The organism is Streptomyces sp. NPDC111520, from assembly GCF_055635295.1.
On record NZ_JBVKBW010000004.1, the window covers coordinates 139,484 to 157,470 of the forward strand.

General features: G+C 73.3%; 15 protein-coding genes. 8 read left to right on the top strand and 7 right to left on the bottom strand.

The window, feature by feature from the left end; genetic code table 11:
- Nucleotides 1-273 precede the first annotated feature (273 nt).
- Nucleotides 274-801: a DUF7919 family protein gene (locus ACZ7MY_RS11080; protein WP_499601066.1), complete on the bottom strand. Its 528-nt coding sequence runs from the start codon at nt 799-801 to the stop codon at nt 274-276.
- Nucleotides 802-1,095: 294 nt separating this feature from the next.
- On the opposite strand from ACZ7MY_RS11080, the gene ACZ7MY_RS11085 reads away from it, so the two are divergent.
- Nucleotides 1,096-1,794: a hypothetical protein gene (locus ACZ7MY_RS11085; protein WP_499601067.1), complete on the top strand. Its 699-nt coding sequence runs from the start codon at nt 1,096-1,098 to the stop codon at nt 1,792-1,794.
- A gap of 62 nt (nt 1,795-1,856) precedes the next feature.
- Here the strand turns inward: ACZ7MY_RS11085 and ACZ7MY_RS11090 are convergent, their stop codons facing one another.
- A complete protein-coding gene (locus ACZ7MY_RS11090; protein ID WP_499601068.1) occupies nt 1,857-3,893 on the bottom strand; it encodes a S9 family peptidase in 2,037 nt (678 codons plus the stop codon).
- 283 nt (nt 3,894-4,176) lie between these two features.
- Between ACZ7MY_RS11090 and ACZ7MY_RS11095 the strand changes: the two genes are divergently transcribed.
- The 3 genes from ACZ7MY_RS11095 (at nt 4,177) to ACZ7MY_RS11105 (ending at nt 7,727) form a co-directional block, all read left to right on the top strand.
- Nucleotides 4,177-5,685, top strand: coding sequence for an FG-GAP repeat protein (locus ACZ7MY_RS11095; protein ID WP_499601069.1), 1,509 nt, complete (start codon nt 4,177-4,179; stop codon nt 5,683-5,685).
- Between the two features lie 202 nt (nt 5,686-5,887).
- Nucleotides 5,888-6,775, top strand: a complete 888-nt coding sequence (locus ACZ7MY_RS11100; RefSeq protein WP_499601070.1) for a hypothetical protein — start codon at nt 5,888-5,890, stop codon at nt 6,773-6,775.
- Nucleotides 6,776-7,013: 238 nt separating this feature from the next.
- Complete coding sequence (locus tag ACZ7MY_RS11105; protein WP_499601071.1) at nt 7,014-7,727, top strand: VOC family protein; 714 nt, start codon at nt 7,014-7,016, stop codon at nt 7,725-7,727.
- A 37-nt stretch (nt 7,728-7,764) separates the two neighbouring features.
- Here the strand turns inward: ACZ7MY_RS11105 and ACZ7MY_RS11110 are convergent, their stop codons facing one another.
- Nucleotides 7,765-8,727, bottom strand: a complete 963-nt coding sequence (locus tag ACZ7MY_RS11110; protein ID WP_499601073.1) for an SDR family NAD(P)-dependent oxidoreductase — start codon at nt 8,725-8,727, stop codon at nt 7,765-7,767.
- 261 nt (nt 8,728-8,988) lie between these two features.
- On the opposite strand from ACZ7MY_RS11110, the gene ACZ7MY_RS11115 reads away from it, so the two are divergent.
- The gene (locus tag ACZ7MY_RS11115; protein WP_499601074.1) at nt 8,989-9,564 is read left to right on the top strand and encodes a TetR/AcrR family transcriptional regulator; all 576 of its coding nucleotides are present in this window, start codon (nt 8,989-8,991) and stop codon (nt 9,562-9,564) included.
- Between the two features lie 29 nt (nt 9,565-9,593).
- On the opposite strand, the gene ACZ7MY_RS11120 is transcribed toward ACZ7MY_RS11115, so the two are convergent.
- The 3 genes from ACZ7MY_RS11120 to ACZ7MY_RS11130 all read right to left on the bottom strand — a co-directional run bounded on the left by ACZ7MY_RS11120 (nt 9,594) and on the right by ACZ7MY_RS11130 (nt 11,865).
- A complete protein-coding gene (locus ACZ7MY_RS11120; protein WP_499601075.1) occupies nt 9,594-9,986 on the bottom strand; it encodes a hypothetical protein in 393 nt (130 codons plus the stop codon).
- A gap of 139 nt (nt 9,987-10,125) precedes the next feature.
- On the bottom strand, nt 10,126-10,845 hold the full coding sequence (locus tag ACZ7MY_RS11125) for an FAD binding domain-containing protein (RefSeq protein ID WP_499601076.1): 720 nt from the start codon (nt 10,843-10,845) through the stop codon (nt 10,126-10,128).
- A gap of 198 nt (nt 10,846-11,043) precedes the next feature.
- A complete protein-coding gene (locus tag ACZ7MY_RS11130) occupies nt 11,044-11,865 on the bottom strand; it encodes a siderophore-interacting protein (protein WP_499601077.1) in 822 nt (273 codons plus the stop codon).
- A gap of 102 nt (nt 11,866-11,967) precedes the next feature.
- Between ACZ7MY_RS11130 and ACZ7MY_RS11135 the strand changes: the two genes are divergently transcribed.
- The 3 genes from ACZ7MY_RS11135 to ACZ7MY_RS11145 are packed head-to-tail and all read left to right on the top strand — an operon-like array spanning nt 11,968 to nt 15,860.
- Nucleotides 11,968-12,816, top strand: a complete 849-nt coding sequence (locus tag ACZ7MY_RS11135) for an ABC transporter ATP-binding protein (RefSeq protein WP_499601316.1) — start codon at nt 11,968-11,970, stop codon at nt 12,814-12,816.
- Complete coding sequence (locus tag ACZ7MY_RS11140) at nt 12,813-13,787, top strand: iron-siderophore ABC transporter substrate-binding protein (RefSeq protein WP_499601078.1); 975 nt, start codon at nt 12,813-12,815, stop codon at nt 13,785-13,787. Before ACZ7MY_RS11135 ends, ACZ7MY_RS11140 begins: the two co-directional genes overlap by 4 nt.
- A 6-nt stretch (nt 13,788-13,793) precedes the next feature.
- The gene (locus ACZ7MY_RS11145) at nt 13,794-15,860 is read left to right on the top strand and encodes an iron ABC transporter permease (protein ID WP_499601079.1); all 2,067 of its coding nucleotides are present in this window, start codon (nt 13,794-13,796) and stop codon (nt 15,858-15,860) included.
- Nucleotides 15,861-16,637: 777 nt separating this feature from the next.
- Here ACZ7MY_RS11145 and ACZ7MY_RS11150 read toward each other — a convergent pair.
- Entirely contained in the window at nt 16,638-17,981 is a 1,344-nt protein-coding gene (locus ACZ7MY_RS11150; RefSeq protein WP_499601080.1) for a lysine N(6)-hydroxylase/L-ornithine N(5)-oxygenase family protein, read from the bottom strand.
- Between the last annotated feature and the right edge of the window lie 6 nt (nt 17,982-17,987).

Genomic DNA, 17,987 nt, shown 5'->3' on the forward strand with positions numbered 1-17,987 from the left:
GGTGTGCCCGGAGCTGGTGGGCGCGGTCGGTTACGTCAGGCCGTGTCGCGGTGGAGGGTGTTGCCGGTCCGGCGGCGGGCGAGTGGCATGACGGGCCGTCAGCGGTGAGGTGGGCCGTGCTGGAGGTGCTGCCGCAGGTGCAACTCGGCGTCCGCGAACTGTCCGTGGTGCGGGATGGCCTGAGAACTCCTAACAAAGTGACCGCTCGAGCCGAGCGCAGATGCGGGTGCCTATGAGCTTGTAACACGATCACGGCCAGCTGAGGGCTGCGTCCTACCCCAGATGGGTCCTGTAGTCGCGTTTCGTCGCGTCGCTTGGCACGCCGGGCGCGTCGGGTCCGGACATCCATCCCTCGGGGCAGAGCAGTACGGATTCGATGAATGTCGCTGGTGGCAGGTAGTTGTGGCTGCTCACGTAGTGGACTATGAGTGTTGGCGCCGCGAAGACCTCATCGGGGGCACCGGGAACGCGGATCTCACCGTCCCCCAGGTAGACCAGGCCGCCGTTGTGCTCAACGGTCAGCGGACCCGTCTGTGTCCGGTCGCTGGGGCATAGCTCGCAGACGTGGAAGCCCCGCATCGTGTTCACATCCTGCCAGCGAAGGATGTCGAAGAGCCTGGCGAGGAAGTCCTCGGGGCCGGGCCCCGTGGTGTACCTGTGTCCACCGCTCAGCCAACCCACATTGATTCGGCGGTAGGAGGGCACGAAGGAAGCGAAATAGGGCCCATCGGCTACGACGTCCTCGGCAAAGTAGCTGTAGGGGCTCAGATCCCGGAAGAAGGTCACGATGTTGTCTAGCACGCCCTGCCGGGAAGCGTCATGGCTGTTGAGGCAACCTCAGGAGTCGTCCCAGCAGATGAGGGCGCAGGCGAGTCTGTGGAGGCGCCATGGTCCGGAGTCGGGCGGGTGTGCCCGGAGGTGGTGGGCGTGGTCGGCTCGGCCTGCTCCTGTCGCTGCGGCAGGCTGTTCCGCAGCGGAGGGCGTTGCCGTCGCGGCGAAGGAAGTCCTGGTGGCTGGTTCGTGCGCGGCGATCGGCACCGCCTGGTAGCCTGCGATCTTCGCCGGTCAGCCGGACGGAGTCCCCGGCAGGTGCCGATGTCCTGTTCCCAGTCGCTCCCGACCGCCCTCGACGCCCTCGACCGCGCCTTCGCCTCCGAGGAGCCCTTCCCGGTCACGGGGTGCCTGTACTGCTACGGGGAAGAGGACCTCGCGCTGCTCTCCGGGCCACTGCACCGCATATCGGAAGACCTGGTGTCCTCGGTCGCCGCGGAGACGCCCGACCACTGGGACGACTTCCCGCGCCTCTACCGCCGACTCGTCCCGCGCATCATCCGCCCGGTCGTCACCGGCCTGTCCGGCATCGACGAGGAACTCGTCGCCTCCCGCCTGGTGCAGGCGGGCTGGACCACCTGGGACGCACCCCTGACCCGAGCCCTCCGCGATGTCTGGCACGCCTGGTGGCAGACCACCTTGCGCACCCACCCCGGCTCCGTGCCCGTCCGGACGGCCCTCGCCGTCGTCACCGTCGCGACCGGCGGCCTGTCCCCCTGGTTGGACACATGGACCGGCATCCGCACCGCGTCTGCCGACGCCCGACTGGCGGACCTCGTCGACGGTGTGCTGTTCGAGTCCGAGTTCAGCGACCTGAGCATGGGTTTCTACGGCGAGTACCACGCCACCGCGGAGCTGGTGGACTGGCTCCTCACCGATGTGCGCGACCGTGTCGCCGACGTACGTCCCGACGCCCTGTACCGCGTCGAGGCCTTCCGGACCGGCGCCCCGCACGCCGGATGAGCGTGGGCACGCGCCGTGCGACGGCCGGGGCCCGGACCGGACCGGGCCCCGGTGGGCGTACGTCAGACCAGGTCGGGGCGCTGCCAGTCCTCGTCCAGCACGTGGTGCGCCAGGAAGTTCAGCACCGTGGCGTACCACAGGCGGACGTTGTTGGGCTTGAGGATCCAGTGGCCCTCGTCGGGGAAGTACAGGAACTTCGCCGGGACCCCGAACCGCGCCAGGTCGTTCCAGAGCGCCAGGCCCTCGCCGATCGGCACCCGGTAGTCCTTGTCGCCGTGGATCACCAGCATCGGCGTGGTGATCCGGGCGGCCCGCAGGTGCGGGGACTCCTGTTCGTACCGCTCGGTGGTGGCCAGCGGGTCGCCCTGCCGCCGCATCCAGTAGGCCGGGAAGTCGGTGACCTGCGCGAAGCTGTACATGTTCCACAGGCTCGCGTGCGTGACGATCGCCTTGAACCGGTCGGTGCGGGTGGCGATCCAGTTGGCCATGTAGCCGCCGTACGAACCGCCCATCATCGCGGTGCGCGAGCCGTCCAGGTCGTCCCGCAGCAACGCCGCGTCGGTCAGGGCCATCACGTCGTCGTACGGCGCGCCGCCCCAGTGCGCCCAGCCGCGCTCGTGCATCCGCTGGCCGTATCCGGTGGACAGCGCCGGGTCCGGCAGCAGCACGGCGTAGCCCGCGGCGGCCGCGACCCACGGGCTCCAGCGCCAGTGCCAGGCGTTCCAGCTGGTCTGCGGGCCGCCGTGCACCCACAGCAGCAGCGGCGCCGGGGTGCCGGCGCCCGCGCCGTCCGGCAGCACCAGCCAGGCCCGCAGGGCCGTGCCGTCCGCGGCGGTGGTGTGCACCTCGGTGAGGCTGCCCGGCAGCGCCGTGTCCTGTCCGGGGCAGGGCAGCGGGACGGGCCGCTGCCCTGCCGTCGCTGCGTCCAGGCGCACCGGGAGCGGCGGGCTGTCCACGGCGGAGCGCAACGCGTACACCGTGCCGCCGTCCGGGCTCACCACCACGTCCGAGTACGTACCGGACGCGGTCAGCGCGACCAGTTCGCCGCTGCCGGCCGAGAGCCGGAAGACCGGTCCGTGGCCGGCCTCGTCGGCGGTGAAGTACACCACCGGGGAGCCGTCCTGACCGGGCACCGGGGAGACGACCGGCGAGCCCGGCCACTGGTCGAAGCCGGGCAGCAGGTCGCGTCCGGCGTCCCGGTCGTCCGTGGCGCTCGCCAGCCACAACGTGACGTCACCGGGGGCGTCCCAGGTGACCCGCCGCCGGCGGGCGCACACCACGTCCCGGCCGTCCGGGGTGAACGCCGGGGCGCCGAACTCCGCGTCGGGGTCCTCCAGCATCCGCAGCGGCTTGCCCGTCTCGGCGTCCGCGACGACGACCACACCGCGGAGCTCGTCGGGGAGGGTGCCGACGGCCGTCGCGTACGCGACCAGCGAGCCGTCGGGGGAGAGCGCGACACCCTCGGCGAACGCGGCGCGGCGCGCGCCGCAGTCCACGGCGGCGGGCTCCTGCGCGGTGGCGTCCGCGACGGTGAACACGTGCGGGACGCCGGGGCCGAGGTCGTGGTCCCAGTACCGCACCGGTACCGACTCGTGCAGGATCGCCGTCACCTTGGCCTTGCGGCGTGCCTCGCGCAGCCGCTCGTCCTGCTCCGCGTCCGCCGCGCCCGGCAGGAGGGAGGCGCCGAAGGCGATCCGGGAGGAGCCGGCGGCCGTCGTGTACTCGTCGATCCCGCCGGCCCTGGCCAGCAGTTGCCCCGCCTCGCCGCCGTCCGCCGGCAGGCTCCACAGCGCCGCCTCCTGCCGGTCCTCCTCGCCCTCGCCGGGGTCGGCGACCGGACGCGAGGACAGGAAGAGCAGCGTGCCGTCGGGCAGGAACCGGGGCGCGGACTCGCCGCGCCCGGAGCGGGTGAGGCGACGGGCCGGACGCTCCCCGGCCGGGTCCAGCTCCCACAGGGCTCCGATGAACCGGGTGCGGTCGGCGGACAGCTCCTGGACCGCCGTCACCAGACGGGTCCCGTCCGGCGACAGCGCGAGCGATGAGACGCGGGGCAGCGCGAGGAACGCCGCCAGGTCGTGGAATGCAGTGGGTTCGGGCATGAGGATCATCCTGAATCCCCGGGGCGGCCCCGCACCAGTGCCCCCGGCGGCAAATCACGGTCAAAGACGCAGGCAGCGGCCGCCCGGCCCGCCCGCGCACCGCGCACCGGCCGTCGCTCTCCCGCGAGACGGCCCGTACGGCCCTACAACCCTCCGCGAACACCAGGTGTCTTGTGGGTGACGGAACACCGGACGCCCGCGGCCGGACACCATCCGGGCGCGGGTGACCGACGCGGCCGGGAGGGGCGGCGAGGGCACCCCAGGAGACCAAGGAGGTTCTTCTGTGCGTCACATCAAGAGCGCGGCCTTCACGGCCGCGGCACTCCTCACCCTCGGCGGCGGCGCCCTGCTCACCGCGCCCGCCGCTGAGGCCGACGTGCCGTTCCCGTCGATCGGGTGGCAGCAGCGCAACTGCGACTTCGACGGCAACGGCCACGACGACGTGCTGATCGGCGCCCCGGGCGCCACCGTGTCCGGAGCCAAGGGCGCCGGCTACGTCACCGTGCAGTACAGCGGCTCGGGCGGCCTCAGCACCACCAGGAGATCCGTCCTCAGCCAGAGCACCGCGGGCGTCGCGGGCGCCGCCGAGGCAGGGGACGGCTTCGGACGGGCCGTGGCCACCGGCGACCTCGACAACGACGGCTACGACGACGCGATCGTCGGCATCCCCGGCGAGGACCTCGGCACGCTCTCCGACGCCGGCGGCGCGGTCGTCTTCTTCGGCTCCCCGACCGGACTGCACGGCAGCGACAGCGCGTGGCTGGAGGACCCCGACCAGCCGCGGGCCGGTGCGAACTTCGGGCGTGCCCTCGAAGCCGCCCGGTACTTCGCCCCGGACCCGTCGGACCCCGACGCCAACCTGCGCGACAGCATCGCCGTCCTGGAGAACGACTCCCTGCTGTTCTTCACCGTCGAGCCGGGAGCGGCCGCCGCACCGCGAGCGCAGCGTGCGGGCCGGGGGGTGCGCGCCCTGGAGCGCACGGCGCAGGACACCGGCGTCGCCCTGCGCAGCCTCAGCCACGGCAACTACAACGAGGACTCCTGGGCCGACCTGGCGATCTCCGGGGTGACCACCGGCGGTGATCAGCCCGGGGCCGGCGTCACCCAGGTGCTGCACGGCGCCCCGGCCGTCGAGGACCTCGGCGACGGCGGCACCTTCGAGGGCGGCCCCGCGGTCGTCTCCAGCGACTTCAACCAGGACGGCCAGGACGACCTGGCCATAGGCGACACGGGGACCGGTTCCGCGCTCGGCGGATCCGTCTCCGTCTACCTCGGCAGGGGCGACCTCTCCGGCCTCGCCCCGACCCCGGCGCAGACCTGGACCCAGGACTCCGCGGGCGTCCCGGGCGTCGCCGAGGCGGGCGACCGCTGGGGGGCCGAACTGTCGTCCGGCGACACCAACGGCGACGGCCACCCCGACCTGGCCATCGGCGCACCCGGCGAGGACATCGGCTCGGTCGCCGACGCCGGTGCGGTCTGGACCCTGCGCGGCGCACGCGGCGGGCTCACCGCGACGGGAGCGCGCAGCTTCGACCAGAACACCGCCGGCATCCCGGGCGCCGCGGAGGCCTCCGACCGCTGGGGCGGCCAGATCCGGCTGATCGACGCCGACAAGGACGGCCGCTTCGGCCTGCTGGCGGCGGCACCGGGCGAGAACACGAACGACGGCTTCGTGTGGGTCGTCCCCGCGTCCTCGACCGGCCTGGTGGCCAAGGGGACGTGGACGTACGACGGCGCGGCCCTCGGCGCGCCGACGGCCGACGCGCAGTTCGGCGCGGCGATCGACGAGTAGGCGGAACGCTGCCGCACGGCGTGTGGCGCGGCACCCCGGGGCTCCCGGATGCCGCGCCACACGCTCGTGCCCTCGGGGACGATGCGCCCATGCTCCGGGCGCGGCCGTGTCGTCGTGAAGTGAACTTCCCACCGAATGCGATCACTTCGGCGGTCGGGCGGCGTGACGGAAGCCGGGCCCGCGCAGCGGCTAGCATCACCCCATGCCGAGACCCGAGGAGAGCGGGCGCGCCGAGGGGGCGGACCCCGGTCCGTTGCGCGTCACCGTGGTGGACCGTCACAGTGCGGAGGGGCGACCGCCGTACCCCTGGCAACCGCCGGACGGACGGCCGCTGGCGCGGCGGGACGACCTGCGCATCCAGGGGGCGACGGGCGAGGTCCGCTGCGTGGACGCCTCGGGGCGGACGCGCTGGACGCACGCCTTCGACGGACGCCCCAACGCCGCCCACATCTCCGGCGGCAGGGTGCTGGTCACCACGGACTCCCTCGACTACACGCCCTGGGGGTTCCTCGGACCGGCCCTGCTGCTCGACCTGGCGGACGGCACCCTGGTCGCCGAACTCCGCGGGGAGCGCGGCGCCGCGCTCGGCGGCGGACGCTTCCTGCTGGGCCTGGAGGGCTACGACTTCTACGACACCTGGCAGCACGACCGCGACGGCGCCACCACGGACTCCTGGCGCAGTTACGGCCACTACGTCATCGGCACCGGCATACGCGTCGTCGAGGCCGACCGGCGGTATCCCACCGAGAGCCGCGTCGTGCGGCTGCTGCCCGGCGGCGAGATCGAGCGCGGCCCGCGGCTGACCGATCCGCTGACGCCGCGGCCGGTCGTGCTGGAGGACGGCACGATTCTGGTGCTCGACGCCGGGCTGCTCCGCGCCGTCGACCGCCGGCTCGCCGGCTCCGTCCTCGCCGAACTGCTGCCGATCCCCGACAGGGCGTCCGGGTACATCAACTCCCTGCGCCGCGACGGCGACCGCCTCACCGCGATCATCGCCGAGCCCCAGCCCGGACACCCCACCACGTACGTCGTCCACACCTGGACCCTCGCCCTCCACCGGCGGGACGCGCCGCCCGCGAGGCCCGCGTGACCGATGCCGCGCAGCCGCTCGAACTCCTCCGCTTCGACGACGGGGCGCAGGGCGTCAGCGTCCGCATCCCGCACGACGATCCGCCCCTGGTCATCGAACCACCAGGGCGCGACCCCCGATCGGGGCCACGGAGAACTCGGCTGCGACCGACGGCGTCCGCCACTAGACTCCTCGTCCCGGACGCCGATTCGGCGCCTGCCGGCAGCCGGCACTCGACGGACCGAGGACGCGTGGCGCAATGAGCAGCCGACTCTTCGCAATCTCCTTCGACGCGCACCAGCCCGAGCGCCTGGCGCGTTTCTGGTCCGGCGTCCTGCGCCTGGAGCCGGCCGGCGACTCCTCCGACGGGCTCGCGCTGCTGTCCGGGAACGACGCCGGCTACCGCCTGGGCTTCCGGCCCTCCCGCGCGCGGAAGGTCGCCCAGAACCGGTTGCACTTCGATCTGACCAGTTCCTCACTGGAGGACCAACGGGCAACCGTGGCCAGGGCGCTCGACCTGGGCGCGCGGCATGTCGACGTCGGGCAGGGGCCGGACGCGTCGCACGTGGTGCTCGCCGACCCCGAGGGCAACGAGTTCTGTGTCTCCGAGCCGGACAGCCGGTTCCTCGCCGGGTGCGGCTTCATCGGGGCGGTCGCCTGCGACGGCGCGCGCGCCGTGGGCTGTTTCTGGAGCGAGGCACTGGCCTGGCCGCTGGTCTGGGACCAGGACGAGGAGACCGCCGTCCAGTCGCCGAACGGCGGTACGAAGATCACGTGGGGCGGCCCGCCGTTGATGCCGGACGCGGGCAAGGACCTGCACTTCGACCTCGTCCCGGACGGCGATCTGCGGGCGGAGGTCGAGCGACTGCTCTCCCTGGGGGCGAGCCGTCTCGACGCGGCCCCCGCCGGGGACGGCGCGGTGCGGCTGGCCGACCCGGGCGGCAACGAGTTCCGAGTGCTCACGCGCCGGTGACGCCGGACCGGCCGGGGGCCGCACCCAGGAGGCCGCGTCAGAGGCCGAGTTCCTTCCGCGTGTCGTCCCAGAGGCGTTCGGCCGACGCCTCGTCGATCGCCCACGCCGCGACGCCGGTCCCGCCCACGGTGGGCTCGGGCTGGAGCTCGGCGGGACGGCAGTCCTCGAAGTAGCGGCCGGTCACGCCCTCGACCAGCGGTGAGGCGGCGAGGAGCACCTGGGTGGCCGCACCCTGCTGCGGCGTCTTCCAGCCCGGCGGGACGTCGAGCCGCTCGCCCGCCTCGTTCGTGGCGCCCACGAACCGCAGTTGCTCGTCGCTGAGGTGGCGCTGCAGGTTGGTCATGATGCCGCCCGGGTGCAGCGCGTTGGCGGTGATGCCGTCGGCCGCCCAATGCCGGGCCAGGGCGACGGTGAAGAGGATCGTGGCCGACTTCGACTGGCCGTACGCAGTCCAGGCCTCGTAGGGGCGGCGGGCGAAGTGGATGTCGTCGAAGTCGACCGGGGCCATCAGGTGGGCCGACGAACTGACCATGACGACCCGGGCTCCACCGGCGGCGCGCAGTGCTCCGTGCAGGCCGAGGGTCAGCGCGGCGTGGCCGATGAGGTTCACGGCGTACTGGGTCTCCCGGCCCTGCGGGGTGAGGGTGAGTTCCGGCATCGCCATGACGCCCGCGTTGTTGACGAGGATGTGCAGCGGCCCGTTCCACTCCTCTGTGAAGGCGCGGACGCTGTCGAGATCGGCGAGGTCGACACGGGCGACGCCGACGTCGCCCCGACCGGTCTCCCGGCGGATGCGGTCGGCGGCGGGCCCGGCCGCGTGCGGGTCACGTACGGCGAGGGTCACCTGCGCACCGGCCCCGGCGAGGGCGAGTGCCGTTTCCAGCCCGATGCCCGAGGCGCCGCCGGTGACGACGGCACGCTTGCCGGAGAGGTCGACGCCGCGCACGACGTCCGCGGCGGTGGAGTGCGCCCCGAAGGGGATGTCGGTGACGAAGGACATGAGTTCCTGCTTCCTGCTTCCGGCGCACGGGTGCGGGCACGCCGGGTGACGGTGTCGGCCGGATCTATAACCAACCGGATGGTTTAAATGTAGGCCGAGAGTTCCGGGGACGCAACCATCCGGTTGGTTTTTTGTCCGGGCCGTGGCCGGCCCACTGCCGACCGGCTCGCACGGGCCCCTCCGGCGCCTTCCCGCGCCCGCACCCGCGGCCCCCGTACCGCGCCGGCACCCCGTCCGACCTGGATCTCCTAGGCTGTCCCCATGGCTTACGACTCTGCCGCGACCCGGGCGCGCCTCATCGAGGCCGCATACGGCGAATTCGTCGCGCACGGGCTCGCCGGTGCCCGCGTCGACCGGATCGCCAAGGCGGCGCCGGCCAACAAGCAGGCCATCTACGCCTACTTCGGGTCCAAGGACGAGCTCTTCGACGCGGTGCTCGAAGCCCGGCTACGCGTACTGGCCGACGTGGTGCCGTTCACCCCCGACGACCTGGCCGCGTACGCGGGGGCGCTGTTCGACGCCTTCACCGACGACCCGGACCTCATCAAGCTGACCCAGTGGAAGGCCCTCGAGCGCCCCGAGGCGTCGGCCATGGAACGGGACAACCACCTCGCCAAGGCGCAGGCGGTCGCCGACGCCCACGGCGTCGGTCTCGAAGCGGGCATGGACGCGCTGATGGTCGCGCTGGCCGCCGCGCAGGCGTGGGTCACCACGCCTGCGGGCATCCGCGATCCGGAGGACGGTGACGAGACGGCCCGGCGCGGCCGGCACCGCGAGGCGGTCGTGGCGGCCGTCGGCGCGATGACCGCGTGCCTCCTGCCGCCCGCCGTGGGCTGACCGGCCCGCCGCCCCTCACCCTCGGCCGGTCACAGCTGCGCCTCGCAGGCCTCCAGCCTGGCGAGCAGGCTCGCCAGGGCCTCGTTCCACCGCACGGTGCCCCGCTGTTCCTGGAGGAGGACGCGCAGCGCCCGGACCTCCTCGGCGGCGAAGGACTCGTGACCGGGGTTGTACTCGAACTGCAGGAACGCGACCTGCAACTCGAAGTACCGGGAGGGGTCCGCCTCGTGGAGCCACCGGGTCAGCGCCAGTGCAGCGGCGCCCTCCGCCCGGGCGCACCTGAGGCCGACCGACGGCTCCACGACGAACTCGACCGTGGTGACGCCGTCGGGCGTGATGAGGCACATCCGCGCCGGGTCCGCCCCGTTGCGGACCATGCCGAAGGCGTCCTCGCGCCTCCGGTCCTGCGGCGTGTCGTCCATCTCTTCCCTCGCCTCTTCCTATCCGGTGGGACGGGCGGGGCCTCGCGCCGGTGTGCGGTGCGGGCCCTCGCACACATCAACAACCGGGAACGCCCGGGCATACCCGATGTGACGGAAGAGATCGCGGGAATTCCCGGGCTCAGGCGCCGGGGAGCCGTCCGGTGAGTCCGGTGACCTGCCGGCGCACCACCTCCCGGCCCACGGGGTGGAGCGCGGCGAGGTCCGTCCCCTCCAGCGCGCGCAGCGCCGCCGCGGTGTCGCCGGCGAACGGGGCGCTCCCGCCGAGCACTTCGTAGCCGTCGCGGACCGCGACGCGCAGGCGGCGTCCGCCGCCTTCGGCGTGCACCGCGGACGCGACGACCAGCGGCGGGGGACCGCCGGCCTCGCCGGGCTGTTTGTCGTAGGCGCTGACCAGCGGTTCCCGCCAGCGGATGCCGAGCAGGAGGTGCTGCTTGGCCACGGCCTCGGACAGATCGGTCTCGTGGGTCCGGTCGGGTTCCAGGGTGATCGCGCGGGAGTCCAGGACGAGCGCGGCGGGCAGCAGGCAGCGCAGGGTGCTGCCGACGAGGTTGCCGCCGACGGTCGCCGTCCGGCGTACCGCGCCGGTGCCCACACCGGCGGCCGCCCGCCGCAGCACTTCCGGAACCCGGTCGTCGATGCGGTTCAGCACCACCGCCGCGCCCAGCGCCTCGCGTTCGACCAGGTTGGCCTCCGGCAGGTCGCGCAGCGACATGGCCCGTTCGGGGAACCCGTCGCGCTGCCAGGTGGCCCAGACGAGCGTCGCGCCGCCGACGGGCACCGCCCCCTGGGCCATGAACTCCTGTGCTTCGGACACGGACGTGGGCAGATGCAGCAGCACGGCAGTCGACCCGCCTTCCGGGAGTCGGCGACCGGACGGCGAGCGTGCCGGTCGCATGATCGCTTGCGCTTGGCATTCTCCCCGTACGGCCGGGAGCGCGTACAGGGCTCAGCAGTTCCCTTCGTGCGCCCTCCGTGCGCGAACTGCCCCCGGCGCGCGGGCCGGAGACGGCGCGGCCGGCGCTCACCGCGCCGGAGGTCAGGCGTCCTGGTGGCGTGCCTCGTGCCGCCAGAAGCCGGAGAAGGTGATGCGGTCCTTGGGGAGGCCGGCGCGGTGCAGGTGCCGGCGGCCCTTGGTGGCGAGGCTCTGCTCGCCGACGACGAAGGCGTAGCCGGTGGCGTCCGGCGCGGCGTGCCCGCGCAGTTCGGCGAGCGCGACGGAGCCGGGGACGGCGTGCGGGTCCTCGCGCACGACCCAGGTGACGGCCATCCCCTCGGGGGCGTCGAGGTCGCGCCGGTCGTCGGGGGTGGGGACCTCCTGGATGAGCCGGCCCACGGTGTCGCGGGGGAGGGACCGCAGGATGCCCGTGGCGGCGGGCATCCCGCTCTCGTCGGCGACGACGAGGACCTCGGAGGCGTCCTCCGGGCAGTCGAACATGACGCCCTGGTCGAGGAGTGCCAGCGCGTCGCCGGGCCGGGCGCCGCAGGCCCATATCGCCGCGCGGCCCTCGAGTTCGCCGTCCGGGCCGCGGTGCACGACGAACTCGATGTCCATTTCGGCCGTTCCGGGGCGGAACGCGGCGACGGTGTAGTTCGAGTAGTGCGGACGCTCGGCCGGCGGGATGGCGAGGTAGGGCTGCCACCATCTGGCCCCGGAGAACTCCGGGAGCCGCAGGGCGTCCTGGTGGGGGAGCTGCATGAAGAGGCGGAACCAGTGGTCGTAGCCCCTCCACGGGAAGTCGGCGAGGTCCGTGCCCGTGACGGTCACGCGGTGCAGGGAGGGGGTGACCCGCTCGGTCCTGACGACCTCGGCGCGGAACATCCTGGGGTTCTGCGGCATGAGCCGCGCGGTCTTCGCCATGTAGGAAGGTTAGCCTAAGTTTACCGAAGTGAAAGGGGGGTGGTCCGGGCAATGGTTAGGTTAGGCTAACCTTCGTTCGTGAGTTCTTCGGAAGAGACCGCCATGGCCCCCGGCCTGCGCGGACACCGGCTGGCGGCGTACGGCGTGACCGTGTCGTACGACGGGGTCGACGTCGTGCACGACGCGGCGATCATCCTCCGGCCCGGCGAGGTGACCGCCCTCGTGGGCCCCAACGGCAGCGGCAAGTCGACGCTCCTGCGCACCGTGGCGCGCCTGCAGCGCGCACGCCGCGCCACCCTGACGATCGACGCGCACGACGGCACCACCGCCGACGGGCTCGCCCTGACGGCACGTGAGTTCTCCCGCCGGGTGGCCCTGCTGACCCAGGGCCGCCCCACGCCGGGCGGCCTGACGGTGCGCGACGTCGTGGAGTTCGGCCGCTACCCCTACCGGGGCCGCTGGGGCCGGCCCGACCCGGAAGGACCGGCCGCGGTGGACCGCGCGCTGGCGATGACCGGTGTCACCGACCTCGCCGGCCGAGGCGCCGAGCACCTCTCCGGCGGGCAACTGCAGCGCGTCTGGCTCGCGAGCTGCCTCGCCCAGGAGACCGGGGTGCTCCTCCTCGACGAGCCCACGACCTACCTCGACCTGCGCTACCAGGTCGAACTGCTGGACCTGCTCCGGGAGCTGGCCGACGGCCACGGCATCGCCGTCGGCGTCGTCCTGCACGACCTGGACCAGGCGGCCGCGGTGGCCGACCGGATCGCCCTGCTGCGGGCGGGCCGGATCGTCGCCGACGGCCGGCCCGAGGACGTGCTGACACCGCAACGCCTCACCGACGCCTACGGGATACGGGTCGACGTCGACACCGACCCCCGGACCGGCCTGCTGCGCACCCGCGCCGTCGGCCGCCACCACGCACGCAACGAAAGGCCCGTCACCACCCCATGAGACGCTCCATCCTCACCGCCGCCGCGTCCACCGCCGCGGCACTCGCCCTCGCCGGCTGCGGCACGACCGAGCCGGCCGCGGCCCCCGCCGCCAAGGACACCAAGGGCATCACGCTCACCGACGCGGGCGGGGCGAAGGTCACCCTCGACGGGCCGGCGAAGAAGGTCGTCGGCACGGAGTGGAACGTCGTCGAGTCCCTCGTGACCCTCGGGGTCGACCCGGTCGGCGTCGCCGACGTCAAGGGCTACGGCACCTGGGACACGGCCGTCCCGCTGAAGAACCAGCCGAAGGACATCGGGACCCGCGGCGAGCCCAGCATGGACACCATCGCCTCGCTCTCCCCGGACCTCATCGTCGCCACCACCGACCTGCCGGACGCCGCCGTCAAGCAGCTGAAGAAGATCGCCCCGGTCCTTGAGGTCCGTTCCGCCGACGCCGCCGACCCGGTCGGGCAGATGAAGGAGAACCTCGACCTCATCGCCGAGGCGACCGGCACCACCACCCGGGCCGACGAGGCGAAGAAGGCCTTCGACGCCAAGGTCGCCGAGGGCCGCGAAACCCTGGCCGACGCGGGACTCGCCGGCACGCGGATCGCGTTCGCCGACGGCTACGTCGCCTCCAACCAGGTCTCCATCCGCCCCTACACCGGCGGTTCCCTCATCGGCGGCGTCAACACGGCGCTGGGCCTGCGGAACGCGTGGACGATCGCCGGCGACAAGGACTACGGCCTGGCCGCCACCGACGTCGAGGGCCTCACCGGCCTCGGCGACGTGCGCTTCGCCTACATCGGCAGCGACAGCGAGGGCAGCGACGTCTTCGCCGACGACCTCGCGAAGAACTCCGTGTGGAAGTCCCTGCCGTTCGTCGAGAAGGACGACGTGCACCGGCTGCCCGACGGCATCTGGATGTTCGGCGGCCCGCGGTCGATGGAGGCGTACGTCGACGCCGTCGTCGGCGCCCTGACGAAGTAGCGCGCCGTGGCCGTCACCGCAACGACCCCCGCCACCCGTCCGCACGCGACCGGCTCCCGGACGGGAGCGGCCGCGGTGACGGCCGCGCTCGTGCTCCTGGTCGGTGCCCTCGCGGTCGTCGACGTCACCCAGGGCACCGCCGCCGTAGGCCCCGCCGAGGTCTGGAAGGCCCTCACCGGCCGTGCCGCCCCCGGCGACGCGTCCGTCGTGATCGCCTCCCGGCTGCCCCGCATGACCGCGGGCCTGCTGGTCGGCGCCGCCCTCGGGACCGCCGGGGCGGCCCTGCAGGCCGTCAGCCGCAACGTGCTCGCCGCGCCCGACACGCTCGCCGTGAACGCCGGTTCGTACCTGGCCCTGGGCGTCCTCATGGTCACCGGGACCTCCCTGCCGCTGCTGGCCTCGTCCGGCGTGGCCTTCGCCGGCGGACTCGCGGCCGCCGCCGTCGTGCTGTCGCTGTCGGGGCTGGGCGCCGGCACCGTACGCCTCGTCCTGGCCGGCAGCGCCCTCACCCTCGGCCTGACCTCCGTCACCGAGGGGCTGATCCTGCTCTTCCCGCAGCAGACCAACGGCCTCTACCAGTGGAGCCAGGGCAGCATCAGCCAGAACGGCTTCGACGGCGTGCTTCAAATGGCCCCCGTCGCCGTGGCCGGCGCCGCCGGACTGCTGCTCGTGGCCCGCCGCGTCGACGCCCTCGCGCTCGGCGACGACGCCGCCCGCGGCCTCGGCGTTCCCGTCCGCGGCACCAGGATCACCGTCGTGGTGTTCGCGTCGCTGCTGTCCGCCGCGGCGGTGACCCTCGCCGGGCCCATCGGCTTCGTCGGCCTGTGCGCGCCGGCTCTCGTACGGCCGCTGGCCCGGCGCTTCCGGCCGCTGCTGCGCACCCGCACCGGACTGCCCGTCACGGGCCTGACGGGCGCGGGCCTGGTGCTCGGCGCGGACGTCCTGCTGCGCGCCGTGGTCCCCGCGCAGACCGCCGTCGCGGTGCCCACCGGCGTCGTCACGAGCCTGGTCGGCGCGGTGTTCCTGGTCGTGATGGCGCTGCGGACCCAGGACTCCGGGGGAGCGGGCGCGCCGGACCGGATGCGCATCCCGGGCCGGGTCGCCTTCCTGGTGACCGTGGCGGCCCTGGTCGCCGTGCTGGTGGGGCTGACGGTCGCCGGAGTGCTGCTGGGCGACACGAAGCTGCTCCTTGGCGACGTCGTCAACTGGGCGCAGGGCAGGTCCGGTCAGGCCGTCACCTTCGTCCTCGACACTCGCGTGCCGCGGGTGCTCGCGGCGCTCCTGGCGGGGGCCGCGCTCGCCCTGTCCGGCACCCTGGTGCAGGCCGTCACCCGCAACCCGCTCGCGGAGCCCGGCATCCTCGGCGTCTCCGGCGGCGCCGCGCTCGGCGCGGTGCTGTTCGTCACGACGGTCCCGGTCGCCGGGGCGTGGGGTGTCGCGGGGGCCGCGTTCGCCGGCGCCGCGGTGACCTCCGTGCTCGTGTTCGGCCTCGCGGCGCGGGGCGGCTTCCGGCAGACCCGGCTGGTCCTCGTCGGCGTCGGTGTGTCCGCGGCGGCGACGGCCCTGATCAGCCTGCTGATCGTGCTCACCGATCCGTTCAACGCGACGAAGGCGCTCACCTGGCTGTCCGGCTCCACCTACGGACGGACCGTGCCCGACGCCCTGCCCGTGGCGGCCGCCCTCGTGCTGGGCCTCGCCGTCGCGGTCGCGCGGCGCACCGAACTCGACCTGCTGTCGGTCGACGACGACACCCCGGCCCTGCTCGGACTGCGCCGCGGCCCCGCCCGATTCGGCTTCCTCGTGACGAGCGTGCTGCTCACCGCCACCGCCGTGGCCGCCGCCGGCACCATCGGCTTCGTCGGGCTGGTCGCCCCGCACGCCGCCCGCGCCCTCGTGGGCCGCCGGCACGTGCGCGTCGTACCGGTGGCGGTGCTCCTGGGCGCCTCGCTGGTCTGCGCGGCCGACATCCTTGGGCGGACCGTCATTGCCCCGGCCCAGCTCGGCGCGGGCCTGATGACGGCGGTCATCGGCACGCCGTACTTCCTGTACCTGCTGCTGCGTACGCGACGCTAGCGGCGAGGGGAGCGAGCAGTGGGTGGTTGGTGGCGCGCTGCTGGTGGTCTTTCGGCTGTCGCGCCGTCTCGCGCCCTTCGGGCGCAAAGATGCCGGCTGCGGAGGGGAGGGTGGGGGGCCTGCCTTGTTCGCAGTGTGCGGGTGTCTGGGTGGCGGGGGTTCAGGCGCCGGAGCGGGGCTGGTTGTTCGTCCGGCTCGGGTCTCGTTGCCGTCCGCGGGTACAGATGGCCGGTGACCACGCCTACTGTCGGTGCTGGGCGCGCCCGCCGTAACCGGCGTCTGCGGGTGCTTCCCCGATCCGAGACCGGGCCCTGTTTCGACGTGTATGACGCTGAAAGCGAGCCCGATCTCCGTCAGCGCAGAGATCGGGCTCTGTTTCGACGTCCATATCGTCGAAACAGAGCCCGATGTCGTTCCGATCGCTCGGCAGCACCTGGGATCACCCGCAGTCGCGGGTTACGGCGGGCGCGCCACCCACCGGCAGTAGGCGTGGAAGCGGCCATCCATACCCGCGGACGGCAACGAGACCTCCGCCACCGGAACGGCAACCCGCTCCGGCGCCTGAACCCCAGCCCCGCACCCACCCGCACACTGCGAACAGAGCAGGCCCCCCCAACCCTCCCCTCCGCAGCCCGCCGCTGTGCGCCCGAAGGGCGCGAGACGAACCCGCACCCACCCATTCGGCCCGAGCCGTTCTCGGGTCCGGCGTCGGCCTGGTGCCGGAGGCGGCGCCGGGGACCAGGGGCCGCCGGTCCTCCGGCGGCCCTCAAGCGGGTTTCAGGGGCGGGCCGCGGCCACCGCGGCCGGCTCGTCCTGACGGGCGGCGAGCGAGGCGACGATCTCGCCGGCCCGGATCGCGGTCGTGGACAGCAGGGTGGAGGTCAGCCCGTGCGTGTGCTCGGTGCCGCCCTGCACGTAGATGCCCGCCCGCACCTCGGGGGCGACCTCGACGCGGTGGTCGCGGCCGACGCGGAGGGCGTCGCCGTCGTCGCGCAGGCAGATCTTGGCGGACTCCCCGAGGAGGGTGCCGACGTCCTGCGAGCGGTAGCCGGTGGCGTGCACCAGGACGTCCGCCTCCAGGACGTGCCGTTCGCCGGTCGGCAGGAACTCCACCGTCACGTCGAGGCCGTCGTCCGCGGCGCTCACGTCCCGGATGCGGGAGACGTTGAGGAAGCGCAGCCGTTCCCGGCCCTGCACCTTCTCGCGGTAGGAGGTGGCGTACAGGGCCTCGATGAGGTCCATGTCGACGACCGAGTAGTTGGTGCTGCGGTGGTAGTCGAAGAGGGACTGCTTCACCTCGGACGGGGAGGCGAAGTAGAGGTCCACCGCCTCCGGGTCGAAGATCCGGTTGGCGAAGGGGCTGTCGTCGGCAGGCGTGTACCCGTACTTGGCGAACACCGCGCAGATCTCCGCGTCGGGGAAGGTGCGGTGCAGGAAGTCCACGGCCTCGGCGGCGCTCTGGCCGGCACCGAGGACGACGGCACGGCGCACCGGGGTGCCCGTCGCGGTGAGCTCCGCGACCCTGGGCAGCAGCTGGCTGTTGTGCCACACGCGGTCCGACAGCTCGGTGCCGGGCGGCAGGTGCGGCTCGAGGCCGACGGCCACGCTGATGTTGCGGGCCCGGTGGGTCACCGTCCGCGTCGGGTCCTCGGGGTGCCGGCACGTCACGTCGAGGTGGTCGACCTCGCCGTCGGCGCCGCGGACCGGTGTGACCGACAGCACTTCGGAGGAGTAGTCGACGAGGTCGGCGACCCGGGCGGCGGCCCACTCGAAGTAGTCGTGGAACTCCACGCGGAGCGGGAAGAGGGTCTTCTGGTTCAGGAAGTCGACCAGCCGCCCCTGCTCGCGCAGGTAGCACAGGAAGCTGAAGTCGCTGGTCGGGTTGCGCATGGTGACCAGGTCCTTCAGGAACGAGACCTGCATCGTCGCGTCGTCGATCAGCATGCCGCGGTGCCAGCCGAAGCGGGGCTGCCGCTCCAGGAAGCGGGCGTCGATCCGCCGGGAGGCGGGGACTTGTGCGTTGTGCTCCTCGATGGCTATCGCGAGAGCCAGATTTGACGGTCCGAAACCGATCCCGAGGATGTCGTGGATGGTGTCCGGCTCATTGAGCGGTGCTGTCACCGTTGC

Excerpts from the sequence above, each read along its gene's own strand:
- ACZ7MY_RS11085 (WP_499601067.1), top strand. The coding sequence starts at position 1,096 with ATGTCCTGTTCCCAGTCGCTCCCGACCGCCCTCGACGCCCTCGACCGC.
- ACZ7MY_RS11090 (WP_499601068.1), bottom strand. The coding sequence starts at position 3,893 with ATGCCCGAACCCACTGCATTCCACGACCTGGCGGCGTTCCTCGCGCTG.
- ACZ7MY_RS11100 (WP_499601070.1), top strand. The coding sequence starts at position 5,888 with ATGCCGAGACCCGAGGAGAGCGGGCGCGCCGAGGGGGCGGACCCCGGT.
- ACZ7MY_RS11105 (WP_499601071.1), top strand. The coding sequence starts at position 7,014 with ATGAGCAGCCGACTCTTCGCAATCTCCTTCGACGCGCACCAGCCCGAG.
- ACZ7MY_RS11110 (WP_499601073.1), bottom strand. The coding sequence starts at position 8,727 with ATGTCCTTCGTCACCGACATCCCCTTCGGGGCGCACTCCACCGCCGCG.
- ACZ7MY_RS11115 (WP_499601074.1), top strand. The coding sequence starts at position 8,989 with ATGGCTTACGACTCTGCCGCGACCCGGGCGCGCCTCATCGAGGCCGCA.
- ACZ7MY_RS11120 (WP_499601075.1), bottom strand. The coding sequence starts at position 9,986 with ATGGACGACACGCCGCAGGACCGGAGGCGCGAGGACGCCTTCGGCATG.
- ACZ7MY_RS11130 (WP_499601077.1), bottom strand. The coding sequence starts at position 11,865 with ATGGCGAAGACCGCGCGGCTCATGCCGCAGAACCCCAGGATGTTCCGC.
- ACZ7MY_RS11135 (WP_499601316.1), top strand. The coding sequence starts at position 11,968 with ATGGCCCCCGGCCTGCGCGGACACCGGCTGGCGGCGTACGGCGTGACC.
- ACZ7MY_RS11140 (WP_499601078.1), top strand. The coding sequence starts at position 12,813 with ATGAGACGCTCCATCCTCACCGCCGCCGCGTCCACCGCCGCGGCACTC.